The following is a 13,538-nucleotide window of genomic DNA, read 5'->3' as shown; positions in this document are numbered from 1 at the left end:
TCGGCTCCTGTACTGCCAATGATAAGGGAGAGGTGAATGTGATGGAAGAAAAAACTTATTCTGCCGCGGATTTGTCCGAACAATTGGTTAACGAAATCAAATCCTTTGAAAAGTCCCTGAGCGGCCAGGCCAATAAAAATCTTGTAGTCATTGCCTATGAAAAGGAAAACCAAGCTGAAGCGAGGACTGAATAGCGTCCTAAAAGACTGGCGTGGCAAACCTCATCCTAACAAGAATAAAAGTCCGGCCAAATGGTGAAACGGCCGGACTTTTATTATTTTTTGTTCAGCATATTCGCGATCGTGTTAAAATCAAGCGATTTTCCATCATTGATAATGGACTGGACAATTTTATCCTCCATGTCCTTAGCAACTGGTTTCCGCGCAATCTGGGACACCCGCTGAATGACGCCCCGTACGGTCTGTTCATCTTTAAAATTCGCATTTTGCAAAGACGCGGCAAGATCAAAGATATCCTTCATATTGACACCGGTCTTTTTTTCAATGTTCTTGAAAAAGCCGTTATCCATGTCTGTCGTCACGCTCCTTCATAGGCTACTTTATAGTATGAAGGCCGCGCGATAATGTGATAGGAAAGTGTTCCCCATAATAAAGAAACGCGGAAATAAAAGCCCTGCTGGATGTCCGGCAGGGCTTTATTCCTGTATTAGTAGAGGCTGGCGCCTACAATAATCAACAGGATGAACAACACCACAATCAAAACAAATGTGGAACCATAACCATAGCCGCCGCCGTAGCCATAACCGCCATAGCCGTATCCGCAGCCACCGAATCCGAAGCACATAGATAGTCACCTCACTTTTCTACTTTCACTACTACAGTATGTGAAGTGCAGACAAAGTGTATAGGCCTCATCCCATCCGCTTTGTGATTCATTTTGAAAAAATTTTATACTCATCACCCACAGGGTGAAGGGCATAGTTTGGTGAATCCTGATAAATCACAGGCATTGAAGCGTCATCCCTTTGGCTTAAAGATTAGCGCCCCGATGAAGCCGAAAATGATTGCCGCCGAAATACCCGAGCTCGTTACTTCGAACATCCCGGTCAAAACGCCGACAAGCCCGTGCTGTTCGGCTTCCTGGAGCGCGCCGTGGACGAGCGAGTTGCCGAAGCTTGTGATCGGTACAGTTGCTCCCGCCCCGGCGAAATCCATGAGCGGCTCATAAAGGCCAAGGCCATCGAGAATGGCCCCAATAACGACGAGCAGGCTCAGCATATGGCCCGGAGTCAGCTTGCCGACATCAAGGAGGAGCTGGCCAACCACGCATATCAGCCCGCCGGTGACGAACGCCCAAAAAAACATTGCCAGCATTTTATTGCCTCCCGTCCATTTCAATTGAGACCGCATGAGCGATACAAGGAATGCTTTCACCCTGCTGGAACGTGAGCGGGGACAGAAGCGCTCCGGTTGCCACAACAAGGATGCGCCGGTACGTCCCTTTTTTCAGTTCATTCAGCAAATGCCCATAAAGGACAATGGCAGAGCACCCGGCACCGCTTGCGCCCGCCTGGACGGGCTGGCTGTCTTTGAAAAGCATCATCCCGCAATCTCGGAACTGGTCTTGCCGAATTTTTAGGCCTTTATTATTAAGAAGCTCATAAGCGACGCTGCTGCCTACCTTTGCAAGGTCGCCCGTCACAATTAAATCGTAATACGATGGATCGAGGCCGGTATCGCTGAAATGGGCCGAAATTGTATCAGCTGCTGCGGGTGCCATCGCTCCACCCATATTGAACGGGTCGGATAGCCCCATGTCGATTACTTTGCCAATTGTCGCCGACGTTATGTAGGGAAGCGTCCCTGACCCGCTGTTTGTCTGCAAAAGTGCCACCCCGGCGCCTGTTGCGGTCCACTGAGCCGTCGGCGGCTTCTGCCCGCCATACTCGGTCGGATACCTGAACTGCTTTTCGACAGCGGCATTGTGGCTCGATGCACCTGTCAGGATGTAACGCGCGCCCCCGTTATTTAGGATAAATGCTGATAAAGCCAGTCCTTCCATTGATGTTGAACAGGCACCAAACAAACCAAAATAGGGAATTTGCGCCTTTCTGGCAGCGAAGCTTGTAGGGGTAATCTGGTTGATCAAATCMCCCGCCAAAAAAAATTGGACTTCCTTCCCCGTTACGCCCCCCTTCTTCAGGGCCGCATCGACTGCTTTATCAATGAGGAGCCTGTGCGCTTTCTCATACGTGTCCTCCCCCATCCACAAATCATCGTGAAGGACGTCAAAATCGTCCGCAAGATTGCCGGCCGCCTCAAGGGGGCCGACGGTTACGCCGGTGGACAGGATTTCCGGCCGGTTGTCGAAAATCCATGTCTGGCTGCCCTTTAGCATTAAATGACCCCCCACATAACCAGCAAAGTTTTAATAAGGGCAACGACAAACGCTGAAAACACCCCAAAAAGAATGACCGATCCGGCAAGCTTGAACATATTCCCGCCAACCCCAAGAACAAATCCCTCTGTCCTGTGCTCGATTGCGGCCGATATGACCGCGTTTCCGAAGCCTGTAACCGGAACCCCGCTCCCTGCGCCCCCATATTGCCCTAGATGGTCGTAAACGCCGAAGCCGGTCAGAAGCATCGATAAAAAAACCATCGTCGCGACTGTCGGATTTCCCGCTGTCTGTTCGGTAAAATTAAAAAAATAAATGTAAAAGTAGCTGATGGCCTGCCCTACAAGGCAGATTGCCCCGCCTACCCAAAAAGCCCTTAGGCAATTTTTTGCCACTGGCCGCTTCAGTTCATGTTTCTTTTGAAGTTGTTCATATTTTTCCTGCTCGGCAGTTTTTTGATTTGAGCCGCCCATCGTCCTAGCCTCCTTATGTTTTCTCCTGCTGCAATGAAATAATTTGCTGAAGGCGGTCCTCCGCTTTTTTTCCGGACAATTTTCCGCGCTTTATCCCATCCCTTAACCTTGAGGCTTCGAGGAATATTTTATAATCGCTGGAAACAGTGAAATTGGCGTCCGGGTATTTTTTCTCCAGCTTTTTTGTCAGCTTTGACTCGATCGCCTTCATCCTGAAGCGGTACATGTGTTTAACCTTGTAGGCTACCAGGATATCCTTTTTCCCTTTTATAACCGCAACATCATAAAGTTCCGGCATGGAGGCGACATCCTTTTTGACGTCCTGCTCCGATGCATCCGTGTTGCTGTCTTGGGTTCGTACAGGCTCGGGATTGGTGGTTTTCATAAGGGCAAGCCTCGTGCTGCTTGTGTCATCCCTGCCCTGGCAAGCGGTTCCCGCGAGCATCGCGAGCATTATTGTAGCCACTGCTAACGTTTTTCTCAAAATACAACCCTCCCTGCCTGAATCCATTTGATGTTTATTTTTCGCAAGGATTGTGTTTTTATGCCTTTTGTGTTGAATTTGTATCCGCTATGCGTTGTGTATGGGCTTGGGGCGCCGGCCTGCCGTATGGGCCCCTTTTTCAAAAAAAACAAAACAAAAAAGCTGTCCCTCGAAAGGCAGCTTTTAATCATAATAATTGCGTTTCTTGGATCCGCCGCAGCCGCAGCCTTTTTTCTTCTTGGGGGTTTCGGGCTTTGCGCCAGGCTGGGCCTTGGGTTTGTATACGGGACGTTTCTGTTTCTTCTCCATTCCCATGCTCCTTTCTATCTGATTCCCTGCCCTTTAGTATATGGTGCCGGGAAGGAGCATGTTCACTTCAGTCGCCCAGGAGCCGCCCGATTATTGTTTCAATGATGCTGGCGATTGCGGCTACAGCGAATAGGAGGATGGCGGGGATGCCGATTTTCGGAAAATAGGCATATGCGGCGAGGAGCCCCGCACTTACCCAGACGCCTGTGCACCAGTAGCAGCTGATCAGTTCACCGATCCATTTTCGGATTCCCTTTCCTTTAGGGACAATGTATACTTCCCCATCTTCAATTCGTTCTTCATGGAAGGGAGCGCGGATAAATTCAGTAATTTTGTCATAAACGATTACGCGGGTCAGCCTGAAGGATGCGAGGCCGATGAGTGCCAAAAGCCCGATTGGGAAATTTTCCATTTGCGCCACTCCTGTCTTTTTAAAAAAGTAGGCTTGTATCTTTGATGAAAATAACTAAAAATGGGCGGTTTGCCCATCCCACCTTCTCTTTCCAAACATAGTCTGATAATGCAAATACTATTCACCTAAAAGGAGGAGAATCCATGAGTTGTGGTTCAGAATTCTTCACGAGCAACTGCGTATGTGATACTTTGCTCGCAATCGTGGAAGCCCAGGATAAGATAAACCCAATTACGGATGAGTGTACATTTGGCTGCAGCAGGGCAATCCAGGAGCTGGTCGGCGGTACTACTGCGACGGGTAACGATACTATACCGGTCATTCTGATTTGCAAAAGTACATGTGCGCCGTTCCAGGCAACTGGCGTAAGAAGGGATACACAAACTCCGACAACCCCGTTTGAAGTTGTTTGCGGCTGCGTGTTCCGGGTAGTGGATGTGGATCCGGAAACATGCTGCGCCACTCTGGAAATTCTAGGCATCAGGCGTGGCGGAAGCCAAAATCCGGATTTCACACTGTGCGAATCTACCGGGTTTGCCTGTGTAAATAACCTCAATGAGGCAACAGCCCTTGTTCGCTCCGGCGTATGCATCACTGTCGACCTTAATTGCTTCTGCGGCGTTTCCTGCATATTCCCACAAAACTTGCTCTGATGAACTGGCAGACTGTTTCATTAAACCTGAAACAGTCTTTTTTTGTGCTTCTTTTATCGTGGGTGTGGGTTTCGGAAAGATTGGCGACCCCTTTTGTATTTCGGTGCCTCGTTTCATACATATGCAGCCGGCAATGTATTTTTACCAAAAGAATGAATCCCCATTTTTAGTTTCTTCTCATAAAAACAAAAGGAACTTCCTGTCGCCAGAGAGTTCCTTTATTGCATCTTTATAGGATTTTTATTTCCGAGATATCCTTGATTTTAATGATTTTCATTTCGTTTTCAATTTTGATCCGGAGTTTGTCTCCCCGTTTGCTGTCAATTTGGAATGTGAGCGGTACGCCGTTCACGACCGCAGTGACAAGGGGCGGATCAAGGAATTTCGGGTACCTGGCAAGTGTCGTGACCATGCGCCATATTTTCTCGGTATTCTCATTTGGTTCCGGAAGGTCAGCATGTTCTTTGGAGGAGTCCTCTAGTTCACCGAATGTTGAGCCGTTCGGGTTAGCCGGCGGAATAATTTTTTCTTTCAATTGCTGCATGAAGTGTTGAACGAGTGCCGACTGCTTGGCAGCATTGCGTTGATTCATCGGTTGCTCCTCTTTTTTGGCTATCGGCTCATGCTGGACTTCTCCCGCGTTTGCTTCAATCGGAGTTGAGCCCTCAGCGGCTTCGGCTAAATCCTCCAAATCATCAAGAGACGCTGCATGCGAGTCCGTTGGAGTTTTACTGAAGATATCAACTTCCACAAATGCTTCCGTTTCTATTGCCAGGCTTTCGGCAACCGTTTTGGTTACGTCGGCATGGTTACCGGAGATTGGTTCGGTTACTTCTGCATAGCTATCCGAGATTGGTTCGACTTCTTTTGAAAGGCCCGGGCCACCTAACGCCTCGGTTTCCATTGTGGCATTCACTGAACCATCCATCCGGTTTTCCGGGCTACTTTCCCGCATCTCTTTTTCTTGAAAAAATTCACTGTTGCCCCCGGTTTGCGGTTTCTCCTTCTTCTTTCGCCAAATGAAGTAATCCTGCATTGGCGGACCATTGCTCACTTCAGGATTAACAATATAGAGCGTTGGTTTCGGGGCATTTTTTTGTTTATCCATCCTCATCCCTCATTTCACTTTAAAAGCAATCTTTATTTACTATTAGTATGCATGTGTGGGAGAAGTGGTTAAGAATGTAAAGCCCAGTCTGCATTGCAGGGAAATTTGGCAAAGAAAATCCCGCCTTCCTCAGAAAACGGGATTACTGTGTAATTAAAGAATGTGGTATCCGGAATCAACGTGGATGTTTTCGCCTGTAATACCGCGGGACATGTCGCTGAAAAGGAATACCGCTGTATCCCCAACTTCCTCGGTCGTCGTCGCGCGGCGGAGTGGTGCTTTTTCTTCGATAACCTTAAGAATGTCGTTGAAATCGCTGACGCCCTTTGCGGATAGCGTACGGATCGGTCCGGCAGAGATTGAGTTAACGCGGATGTTATCCTTGCCCAGGTCAGCAGCCAGGTAACGGACGCTCGCGTCAAGGGAAGCTTTCGCAACGCCCATAACGTTGTAATTCGGGATTGCGCGCTCGCCGCCAAGATACGTCATCGTGACGATGCTGCCTCCTTCAGTCATTAAGCCGCGTGCTTCTTTCGCGACCGCGGTCAGTGAATAGGAGGAGATGTTGTGGGCGAGAAGGAAACCTTCACGGGTCGTATTCATGTATTCGCCGCTTAGTTCCTCTTTATTCGCAAACGCAATGCAGTGGGCGACGCCATGAATGGTGCCGGCTGCTTCTTTAATCTTGGAGAAACACTCCTTAATTTCTTCATCTGATGAAATATCGCATGGAAGGACGATGGTGTCTTCCGCTTCAAGTGAGGCCGCCAGTTCACGGACCGAATCCCCCAAACGCTCGCCCGCGTATGTAAAAATAAGGCGCGCGCCCGCTGTGTGGAGTGACCTTGCAATCCCCCAGGCAATGCTACGTTTATTTGCAACTCCCATGACAACAAATGTTTTACCTTTTAAAGAAAAGCTCATAAGTGAGATCCCCCTGTTTAATACAAGTTATTAGTAGTTGGTACTAATTGTACACTATTTCATTTTAAAAGAAAAGCATTGTACATGACAAGTGTCATATACACTATTCCTGCAGTGCAAAACCCAGCGTCCTTATTTTGCCCATTTACGGATTAATAAGACAAAGTCAGCTAAACTAGTTAAGAGCATGGTATAAAGGGAGGAAAGGTGCATTTTGGCGGGTTTTCCATGAGCTCTTTCCCTTGATCTTATTATTTTTGAAATTTCGCTTATTTCGGAGGACTGGAATGAAACTTGATATTATTGGCGATATCCACGGATGCTTTAGCGAATTTGAAAACCTCACAAAAGAACTTGGCTACGATTGGGAAAAGGGCATACCCATTCACCCTGCTGGCAGGAGGCTTGCCTTCCTTGGCGATTTGACTGACCGTGGGCCTGGCTCGTTAAGGACAATCCATGTTGTCTGGGAGCTCGTCGTCAAATGGAACCTCGCCTTTTATTCTCCGGGTAATCATTGCAATAAGCTATACAGATATTTTATTGGAAATAAGGTGCAAATTTCGCATGGCCTTGAAACGACAGTCGCGGAATATGAAGCACTCGATCAGTCAGGACAGCTTCTAGTAAAAGAACGATTCATACAGCTTTATGAGCGGGCCCCCCTCTATCAGATTCATGATGGCGGCGCACTTGCCATTGCGCACGCCGGCATTAGGAAGGATTATATTGGCGAATATTCTTCAAAGGTAAAAACCTTTGTCCTCTATGGTGACATAACAGGCAAGACGAACCCGGACGGCACCCCTGTCAGAAGGGATTGGGCTCTGCAGCATCCAGGGAAGCCAATCATTGTGTATGGACACACGCCTGTTAAGGAGCCAAGAGTTGTGAATAACACCTATAATATCGACACAGGCGCCGTCTTTGGCGGTAAACTGACCGCTCTTCGTTATCCGGAAATAGAACTCGTTTCCGTTCCTTCATCAATGCCGTATTTGGAGGAAAAATTTCGGAAGTTTCCGTAAGAGGGTTCATCGGGTTATGCATACGGTTTCGAAACATATGAAGGTCTGAATGTGTCTTCATCGGGGTTAGAAAGACACTTTCAAAGCATGTGGAAGGTTAAAAGTATTTTCATTGAGGATTTAAAGACCGTTTCCCTCGGTAGATCCTGCTCGAAACGGTCTGGAGTGGGTTCTAAAGACCGTTTCCCTCGGCAATCCTACCCGAAACGGTCTTGATGTGGGTTCTAAAGACCGTTTACATCGGTAATCCTACCCGAAACGGTCTTGACGTGGGTTCTAAAGACCGTTTACATCGGTAATCCTACCCGAAACAGTCTTGACGTAGGTTCTAAAGACCGTTTCCCTCGGCAATCCTACCCAAAACGGTCTTGATGTGGGTTCTAAAGACCGTTTCCCTCGGCAATCCTACCCGAAACGGTCTTGATGCGCGGTCTAAAGACCGTTTCCCTCGGCAATCCTACTGGAAACGGTCTTGATGAGTTTCCCACGTCACCTTATCAAAAACAATGTTCCTTCAAAAGGGCCGCCATATCTCCGGGGAGCGGCGCCTCGAAAGACATTTCCTTCAAAAGGAATGGATGGTAAAAGCTGATCCATCGGCAATGGAGAGCCTGGCGCCGAATAAGGGCAACATCCCCACCGTACAAGTCATCGCCGAGCAAAGGATGGCCGATGTACGCTAGGTGGACGCGGATTTGATGGGTCCTTCCTGTTTCAAGGCGGAGCCTGACACGGGAAAACAACCGTCCGCACTCCCCCATCACCTGATATCGTGTACAGGCATACTGTCCATCCGGGCGCACTTCCCGCTCAATGATGCTGTCCGATTTTCTGCCAATAGGCTGTTCAATCGTTCCCGATTGCTCCTTGAACTCCCCTTCAGCAAACGCCTCGTATTCACGCTTTACCTCGCAAGATTTTTGCTGTTTGCTTAACAGATGGTGGACATGGCGGTGCTTTGCGACCAGTACAAGCCCCGATGTATCGCGGTCAAGGCGGGTGACAATATGGGCAGTTGCCCTGAGGCCGATTTTTTCATAGTAACCGACCAGTCCGTTCGCCAGGCTGCCGGATGGATGCTCACGTGAAGGGATGGTGCTCATAGCCGCAGGTTTGTTGAGGACAATCAAATAGTCATCCTCATAGACAATAACAAGCGGGATGCCCTCCGCTCTTATCCCTTCCGATGGTTCCTCCGGGGGGAAAGCGACCGAGACAAGGTCCCCTTCCGATAAGCAATAGCGCACGGTTACATCACGGCCATTCGCCTCAATGCTCCCGCCTTTAAATTTAATATCGGTCAGCGCAGTCGAGCTGATTTCCTTTTCCTTCAGAAACTCCCGCAGCAATTTGCCGGAATCGGAAGCGCCGGCTTTCCACTGTAATGTAAAACGGCTAGAAGCCACCATGGTGATACCTCATTGAAGCCATGTGCAAAACCTCATTTTTCTTTAGTCCAATTCTCACTTATGTACAGTCATTCCGAATCCCTTTTTGGCGGTGGAAACTTAACCGGAATGACTGAAAGGCCTACTATTCAACTTGCCAGCTGCGAAACCAAAGCAATTTATCAGCTCAACGCGCTTCCCTCACAAAATGAGCGCAATACGCCACCCAATCAATCCGAATCCGAGATAAAGGAATCATGGACCCTTTTCCAGAACGGAAATGGCCTGAACCGCGCAAACCTGACCTTCTCGTCCGGCACCCGGAACTGGATTGACTTCACTTCCTTATGGAGCATTGTCAAATGGTCGATCGTCACCTGGAAATCAGTCCGGTTGACCGGCCTTAGCATACATGTATGATGGGAAGGTAGGATGAGCGGAGAACCGACTGTCCTGAATACCCGGTTGTTGATCGATGCCATTTCAGCAAGCTGGATGGCCTCGATGGACGGATGGATGATTGCCCCTCCAAGCGCCTTATTGTACGCGGTGCTCCCGGAAGGAGTCGAAACACACAGCCCGTCGCCGCGGAAGCGCTCGAAGTGCTGGCCGCGGATATCGACATCCATGACGAGAGTTCCCTCAAGCCCCTTCACAGTCGATTCGTTAAGCGCCAGGTAACGTGATTCCTTCCCAGCATGCTGGTAACGGATGATCACTTCAAGGAGCGGGTATTCAATCACCTGGTATGGCGTTTTCGCAATCGCGATGACCAATTTCTCAATTTCCTCCGGCACCCAGTCCGCATAAAACCCGAGGTGCCCTGTATGGACGCCTACGAACGCAGTTTTGTCCAGGCGGCTGCTGTAACGGTGAAACGCATACAGCAGCGTTCCGTCACCGCCTATCGAAATAACTATATCCGGACGGTCTTCATCATAAACGAGATCAAAATCCAGAAGATACGTCCTCATCTTATGCATCAGCGTATTCGATTTTTGGTCGCCTTTGGTTGTAATCGAAAATTTCATAGGCCGCACTCCTCCCATGTTCCTCATGCCATTCATTTTGAGTTACTCCCGATCCTGGTTCGTTTCCTTCTTTCTTGTAAAAAAGGCCTGCGCCTCCTGGATTTCATGCCGGATAGTCGACATTTCCTCATCCAGGCGGAACGCTGCTTCAGCCGCGCGCTGCAGGCGTGTTTTGATGGCTTCCGGAAACTGTCCCTTATATTTATAGTTAAGCGAGTGTTCAATCGTTGCCCAGAAATTCATAGCCAGCGTCCTGATCTGGATTTCGGCGAGGATGTTCTTTTCCCCGTGAATTGTCTGGACAGGATAGCGGATCACAACATGGTACGACCGGTAGCCGCTTGTCTTTTTATGCGATATGTAATCGCGCTCTTCCACGATTTCAAAATCATTCCGGTTCCTCAGCAGCTTGACGACTTTCCTTATATCATCGACAAACTGGCACATTAGCCTAAGCCCGGCGATATCCTGCATTTCTTCCTCAAGCCTGTCGAGCGGAATTCCTTTGTGCTGGGCTTTGTCCAAAATACTTGGAATCGGCTTAACCCTTCCTGTTACAAATTCAATCGGGGAAGGGCTTGAATCCAGTTCAAACTGGCCCCTCATCCCTTTTAATTTCACTTTCAATTCTTCGACCGCCTGTCTGTACGGTGCGAGAAATTGATCCCAATTCTTCATTGTATTTGTACACCCCCGGCCAATTGGAAAAGCGTAAGTGCTCGTTCCAGCCCCGGCATTGCCCTTTTGGAACGGGAACCGATGGCGCTTTTCGGCATTCGCACCGAAAAACGATTCTGGGACTGGCAGTAGCAGCTAAACAATTCGTAATTTAGTGTCTTTTTTAAAAAATGCTTTCCACCTTGGAAACCATGGTTTCCCCATAGTTTCCGTTGCCTTTAATATTCTCGGCGAGGTATTCAAGTTCACCATGGAAACCGGTCAGCTCTACTTTTCCTCCATCAGCCACCAAATACACAGGCAAGCTTTCATCCAGCCCCTTCTTTAAATCCGCCCACACAAAATCGGGCAACAGTACATATGTATATTCCTCTTCCTTTTCCATCAAGTACACAAAAGAAAGATTATCAGAGTCGACAAGCATCTGGCCTTTAGGCTCCAGACCGCCAACCGGTTCCTCTGTTGTTAAAATAAGCTGGCCGTCCTGTATGGCCGAGCCGGTTACAAGCAGTTTCTTTTTCATTGAATCAACCTCCCGCATTCACTTACCTATTTTAGCATATGAGGGCCTTTTCCCCCAAAAATTGCAACGCAAAACAAAACAAAGGATAATGGATTCATTAGAAAACGGAAGTTGGTGCACCATTGGAACAAAACCTTGAAATTGAATTTAAGAACCTTTTAAAAAGAGAAGAGTTTGAGCGGATTGCAAAGGAGTTCGCCCTCGGCCCGGACATATTCCGGCGCCAGGTGAACCATTATTTTGATACACCATTGTTTTCCCTGAAGGAAAAAGGAGCCGCCCTCCGCATCCGTGAAAAGGGAGGAAACTATGTGCTGACGCTGAAACAGCCACAGGGAGTCGGCCTGCTCGAAACGGACCAGAGAATATCCGCGGAAGATGCAGAAACTGCAATTGGCAATGGGGCCCTCCCACTTGGCGGGGTCGCCGGCGAAGTGGAGAAGATGGGGATTCGAATCAATGAGCTTGTTTATTTTGGAACCCTGGCCACCTTGAGGGCGGAGGCCCATTACCATAACGGCCTGCTTGTGCTCGACCACAGCAGCTATCTTGATACCGAGGATTTCGAACTGGAGTTTGAAGCCGACGAATTTGATGAAGGGCAGAAGGCATTCCGCTCCCTCCTCGAGAGGCTTGAAATTCCTGTACGGGAAACGCCAAACAAAATCCACCGGTTTTACAAGCGGAAGCTTCAGATTGCACGGGCCGGGAACCCCTACTAGTATGGCGGGCGCTTTTTTGCGCAAAATATCCGGGACGATGGACGAGGCGAACCGAGTGGAGGCATTTCCTTTCACAAGGCGATTTATTTGAGATATAAATAGTGCATTGCTAAAATAAAACCAATACACTTAAAGGAGTTGTCAACATGACCGGGAAAATGCCTACACCTTATGAGGCCCTCGGGAAAGATACATTGCATCGGCTCGTCGATGCGTTTTATGGACTGGTTGGACAGCATCCTGAACTTTCTCCCCTTTTTCCAAATGATTTTTCCGAAATTGCCAAAAAGCAAAAGCAATTTCTTACCCAATATCTTGGCGGTCCTCCCCTTTACACAGAGGAGCACGGCCACCCGATGATGCGCGCGAGGCATCTTCCCTTCCCGATTACGCCTTCCCGGGCAAAAGCTTGGCTTTCCTGCATGAGCAAGGCGATGGATACAGTCGGTCTTGAAGGGCCTCTGCGGGATGAATTTTTCGCAAGGCTCCACCTGACCGCCCAGCATATGGTCAATACGCCGGACGACGGCGATTTCACGGGTGAAGACGAATGATGGAGCAGGAAAAGAGGCTGTTTGCGCATCATTGCCACGGCACCGAGAAGAAACCGATTGAAATTTACATCTTCATCGATCCGCTTTGTCCGGAATGCTGGGCCCTTGAGCCGATCATGAAAAAGCTGCAGATTGAATACGGGCGTTATTTTTCGATGAAGCCGGTATTAAGCGGCAAGCTGACGATGCTCAATATGGGAAAAAAGAAGCGGTTTGAGAATATCGCCGAAATGTGGGAAAAGACGGCCAGCCGGTCGGGGATGTCGTGCGATGCAACCCTATGGGAGGAAAACCCGGTCACCTCCCCCTACATTGCTTCAATTGCTGTTAAGGCCGCCGAACTTCAGGGCAGGAAACGGGGAACGCGCTTTCTGAGGCGCCTGCAGGAAATGCTCTTTTTGGAAAAGAAGAACATCTCAAATTTTGAAGTGCTGAAGGAATGCGCCAGGGCTGTCGGACTTGATGTCGAGGAATTCATTACTGATATTCATTCGGAAACAGCCGCCAAAGCGTTTCAGCAGGATTTGAAAATAACAGCCGAAATGGAAGTCGATGAAATTCCGACTCTCGTTTTTTTCAACGAGAACGCGGAAGAAGAAGGTATCAAGATCGCAGGCTATTATCCTTACGAGGTGTATATCCAGGTTCTCCAGGAAATGCTTCCAATGGAACCTAAGCAATCGTCGCCTCCTTCACTTGAGGCATTCCTGAAATTTTTCCAGCTTGTCGCTTCAAAAGAAATCGCGGTCGTTTATGACCTTTCCATTCCCCAGGTAAACCGGGAGATGAAAAAACTTCTCTTAAAGCAAAAAGTCGAGCAAATTCCTGCGAAATACGGGACTTTTTGGAAATATATCAATTAATCCATTAAGCCACTCCGAACTGCCGGAGTG

At 48.6% G+C, this 13,538-nt stretch carries 20 protein-coding genes; 6 read left to right on the top strand and 14 right to left on the bottom strand.

Translation table 11 applies throughout. The features are described 5' to 3' along the window. Positions 1–41: 41 nt before the first annotated feature. Positions 42–194 carry a hypothetical protein gene (locus tag ADU24_RS22920; RefSeq protein ID WP_156324515.1) on the top strand — a complete coding sequence of 51 codons (153 nt, stop codon included), beginning with the start codon at positions 42–44 and terminating at the stop codon, positions 192–194. 80 nt (positions 195–274) lie between these two features. On the opposite strand, the gene ADU24_RS05040 is transcribed toward ADU24_RS22920, so the two are convergent. From ADU24_RS05040 to ADU24_RS05010, 8 genes are all read right to left on the bottom strand, one after another. After that, positions 275–529: a stage VI sporulation protein F gene (locus ADU24_RS05040; protein ID WP_053365600.1), complete on the bottom strand. Its 255-nt coding sequence runs from the start codon at positions 527–529 to the stop codon at positions 275–277. A 137-nt stretch (positions 530–666) separates the two neighbouring features. Continuing rightward, a complete protein-coding gene (locus tag ADU24_RS22490; RefSeq protein WP_082306816.1) occupies positions 667–804 on the bottom strand; it encodes a YjcZ family sporulation protein in 138 nt (45 codons plus the stop codon). A gap of 173 nt (positions 805–977) precedes the next feature. Next, on the bottom strand, positions 978–1,334 hold the full coding sequence (spoVAE, locus tag ADU24_RS05035) for a stage V sporulation protein AE (protein WP_053365599.1): 357 nt from the start codon (positions 1,332–1,334) through the stop codon (positions 978–980). 1 nt (position 1,335) lies between these two features. Beyond that, on the bottom strand, positions 1,336–2,358 hold the full coding sequence (gene spoVAD / locus ADU24_RS05030; RefSeq protein WP_053365598.1) for a stage V sporulation protein AD: 1,023 nt from the start codon (positions 2,356–2,358) through the stop codon (positions 1,336–1,338). Next, positions 2,358–2,831 carry a stage V sporulation protein AC gene (gene spoVAC / locus ADU24_RS05025; RefSeq protein WP_053365597.1) on the bottom strand — a complete coding sequence of 158 codons (474 nt, stop codon included), beginning with the start codon at positions 2,829–2,831 and terminating at the stop codon, positions 2,358–2,360. Before spoVAC ends, spoVAD begins: the two co-directional genes overlap by 1 nt. 13 nt (positions 2,832–2,844) lie before the next feature. Beyond that, positions 2,845–3,315 (bottom strand): YhcN/YlaJ family sporulation lipoprotein, encoded by a 471-nt coding sequence (locus ADU24_RS05020; protein ID WP_082306815.1) that lies wholly within the window; start codon positions 3,313–3,315, stop codon positions 2,845–2,847. A 183-nt stretch (positions 3,316–3,498) separates the two neighbouring features. After that, positions 3,499–3,624 carry a hypothetical protein gene (locus ADU24_RS23635; RefSeq protein WP_269432217.1) on the bottom strand — a complete coding sequence of 42 codons (126 nt, stop codon included), beginning with the start codon at positions 3,622–3,624 and terminating at the stop codon, positions 3,499–3,501. Between the two features lie 67 nt (positions 3,625–3,691). Continuing rightward, positions 3,692–4,036, bottom strand: coding sequence for a DUF1360 domain-containing protein (locus ADU24_RS05010; RefSeq protein WP_053365594.1), 345 nt, complete (start codon positions 4,034–4,036; stop codon positions 3,692–3,694). A gap of 143 nt (positions 4,037–4,179) precedes the next feature. On the opposite strand from ADU24_RS05010, the gene ADU24_RS05005 reads away from it, so the two are divergent. After that, a complete protein-coding gene (locus ADU24_RS05005; protein WP_053365593.1) occupies positions 4,180–4,689 on the top strand; it encodes a CotY/CotZ family spore coat protein in 510 nt (169 codons plus the stop codon). 229 nt (positions 4,690–4,918) lie between these two features. Here the strand turns inward: ADU24_RS05005 and ADU24_RS05000 are convergent, their stop codons facing one another. Together ADU24_RS05000 and fabI are read right to left on the bottom strand one after the other, a co-directional pair. Further along, complete coding sequence (locus ADU24_RS05000; protein WP_053365592.1) at positions 4,919–5,797, bottom strand: hypothetical protein; 879 nt, start codon at positions 5,795–5,797, stop codon at positions 4,919–4,921. 153 nt (positions 5,798–5,950) lie between these two features. Then, positions 5,951–6,721: an enoyl-ACP reductase FabI gene (gene fabI, locus ADU24_RS04995; protein WP_053365591.1), complete on the bottom strand. Its 771-nt coding sequence runs from the start codon at positions 6,719–6,721 to the stop codon at positions 5,951–5,953. Positions 6,722–7,008: 287 nt separating this feature from the next. Here fabI and prpE point away from each other — a divergent pair, with 287 nt between their 5' ends. Continuing rightward, positions 7,009–7,749, top strand: coding sequence for a bis(5'-nucleosyl)-tetraphosphatase PrpE (gene prpE, locus ADU24_RS04990; RefSeq protein WP_053365590.1), 741 nt, complete (start codon positions 7,009–7,011; stop codon positions 7,747–7,749). Between the two features lie 497 nt (positions 7,750–8,246). Here prpE and ADU24_RS04985 read toward each other — a convergent pair whose 3' ends face one another. From ADU24_RS04985 to ADU24_RS04970, 4 genes are all read right to left on the bottom strand, one after another. Beyond that, positions 8,247–9,158, bottom strand: a complete 912-nt coding sequence (locus tag ADU24_RS04985) for an RluA family pseudouridine synthase (protein WP_053365589.1) — start codon at positions 9,156–9,158, stop codon at positions 8,247–8,249. 209 nt (positions 9,159–9,367) lie between these two features. Next, complete coding sequence (locus ADU24_RS04980) at positions 9,368–10,168, bottom strand: NAD kinase (RefSeq protein WP_053365588.1); 801 nt, start codon at positions 10,166–10,168, stop codon at positions 9,368–9,370. Positions 10,169–10,210: 42 nt separating this feature from the next. Further along, positions 10,211–10,846 carry a GTP pyrophosphokinase gene (locus tag ADU24_RS04975; RefSeq protein WP_053365587.1) on the bottom strand — a complete coding sequence of 212 codons (636 nt, stop codon included), beginning with the start codon at positions 10,844–10,846 and terminating at the stop codon, positions 10,211–10,213. Between the two features lie 163 nt (positions 10,847–11,009). Continuing rightward, on the bottom strand, positions 11,010–11,369 hold the full coding sequence (locus ADU24_RS04970; RefSeq protein ID WP_053365586.1) for a hypothetical protein: 360 nt from the start codon (positions 11,367–11,369) through the stop codon (positions 11,010–11,012). Between the two features lie 122 nt (positions 11,370–11,491). On the opposite strand from ADU24_RS04970, the gene ADU24_RS04965 reads away from it, so the two are divergent. The 3 genes from ADU24_RS04965 (at position 11,492) to ADU24_RS04955 (ending at position 13,508) form a co-directional block, all read left to right on the top strand. Then, positions 11,492–12,091: a CYTH domain-containing protein gene (locus ADU24_RS04965; protein ID WP_053365585.1), complete on the top strand. Its 600-nt coding sequence runs from the start codon at positions 11,492–11,494 to the stop codon at positions 12,089–12,091. Positions 12,092–12,237: 146 nt separating this feature from the next. Next, positions 12,238–12,645 (top strand): globin domain-containing protein, encoded by a 408-nt coding sequence (locus ADU24_RS04960; RefSeq protein WP_053365584.1) that lies wholly within the window; start codon positions 12,238–12,240, stop codon positions 12,643–12,645. After that, a complete protein-coding gene (locus ADU24_RS04955; RefSeq protein WP_053365583.1) occupies positions 12,642–13,508 on the top strand; it encodes a ClpXP adapter SpxH family protein in 867 nt (288 codons plus the stop codon). Before ADU24_RS04960 ends, ADU24_RS04955 begins: the two co-directional genes overlap by 4 nt. Positions 13,509–13,538: the final 30 nt, after the last annotated feature.

This window comes from Bacillus sp. FJAT-27245 (assembly GCF_001273955.1).
Classification (GTDB): Bacteria; Bacillota; Bacilli; order Bacillales; family Cytobacillaceae; genus Bacillus_D.
Note: the sequence above shows the minus strand (reverse complement) of the source record. Positions and strands in the feature narration are given on the sequence as shown.

What these genes read in the sequence shown, in the direction of transcription:
- ADU24_RS04955 (WP_053365583.1), top strand. Translation starts at nt 12,642, where the DNA reads ATGATGGAGCAGGAAAAGAGGCTGTTTGCGCATCATTGCCACGGCACC.
- ADU24_RS04980 (WP_053365588.1), bottom strand. Translation starts at nt 10,168, where the DNA reads ATGAAATTTTCGATTACAACCAAAGGCGACCAAAAATCGAATACGCTG.
- fabI (WP_053365591.1), bottom strand. Translation starts at nt 6,721, where the DNA reads ATGAGCTTTTCTTTAAAAGGTAAAACATTTGTTGTCATGGGAGTTGCA.
- ADU24_RS05005 (WP_053365593.1), top strand. Translation starts at nt 4,180, where the DNA reads ATGAGTTGTGGTTCAGAATTCTTCACGAGCAACTGCGTATGTGATACT.
- ADU24_RS04960 (WP_053365584.1), top strand. Translation starts at nt 12,238, where the DNA reads ATGACCGGGAAAATGCCTACACCTTATGAGGCCCTCGGGAAAGATACA.
- ADU24_RS04985 (WP_053365589.1), bottom strand. Translation starts at nt 9,158, where the DNA reads ATGGTGGCTTCTAGCCGTTTTACATTACAGTGGAAAGCCGGCGCTTCC.
- spoVAE (WP_053365599.1), bottom strand. Translation starts at nt 1,334, where the DNA reads ATGCTGGCAATGTTTTTTTGGGCGTTCGTCACCGGCGGGCTGATATGC.
- ADU24_RS05000 (WP_053365592.1), bottom strand. Translation starts at nt 5,797, where the DNA reads ATGGATAAACAAAAAAATGCCCCGAAACCAACGCTCTATATTGTTAAT.
- ADU24_RS05040 (WP_053365600.1), bottom strand. Translation starts at nt 529, where the DNA reads ATGGATAACGGCTTTTTCAAGAACATTGAAAAAAAGACCGGTGTCAAT.
- ADU24_RS05010 (WP_053365594.1), bottom strand. Translation starts at nt 4,036, where the DNA reads ATGGAAAATTTCCCAATCGGGCTTTTGGCACTCATCGGCCTCGCATCC.
- ADU24_RS04975 (WP_053365587.1), bottom strand. Translation starts at nt 10,846, where the DNA reads ATGAAGAATTGGGATCAATTTCTCGCACCGTACAGACAGGCGGTCGAA.
- ADU24_RS23635 (WP_269432217.1), bottom strand. Translation starts at nt 3,624, where the DNA reads ATGGAGAAGAAACAGAAACGTCCCGTATACAAACCCAAGGCCCAGCCT.
- ADU24_RS22920 (WP_156324515.1), top strand. Translation starts at nt 42, where the DNA reads ATGGAAGAAAAAACTTATTCTGCCGCGGATTTGTCCGAACAATTGGTT.
- prpE (WP_053365590.1), top strand. Translation starts at nt 7,009, where the DNA reads ATGAAACTTGATATTATTGGCGATATCCACGGATGCTTTAGCGAATTT.
- spoVAC (WP_053365597.1), bottom strand. Translation starts at nt 2,831, where the DNA reads ATGGGCGGCTCAAATCAAAAAACTGCCGAGCAGGAAAAATATGAACAA.
- ADU24_RS22490 (WP_082306816.1), bottom strand. Translation starts at nt 804, where the DNA reads ATGTGCTTCGGATTCGGTGGCTGCGGATACGGCTATGGCGGTTATGGC.
- ADU24_RS04970 (WP_053365586.1), bottom strand. Translation starts at nt 11,369, where the DNA reads ATGAAAAAGAAACTGCTTGTAACCGGCTCGGCCATACAGGACGGCCAG.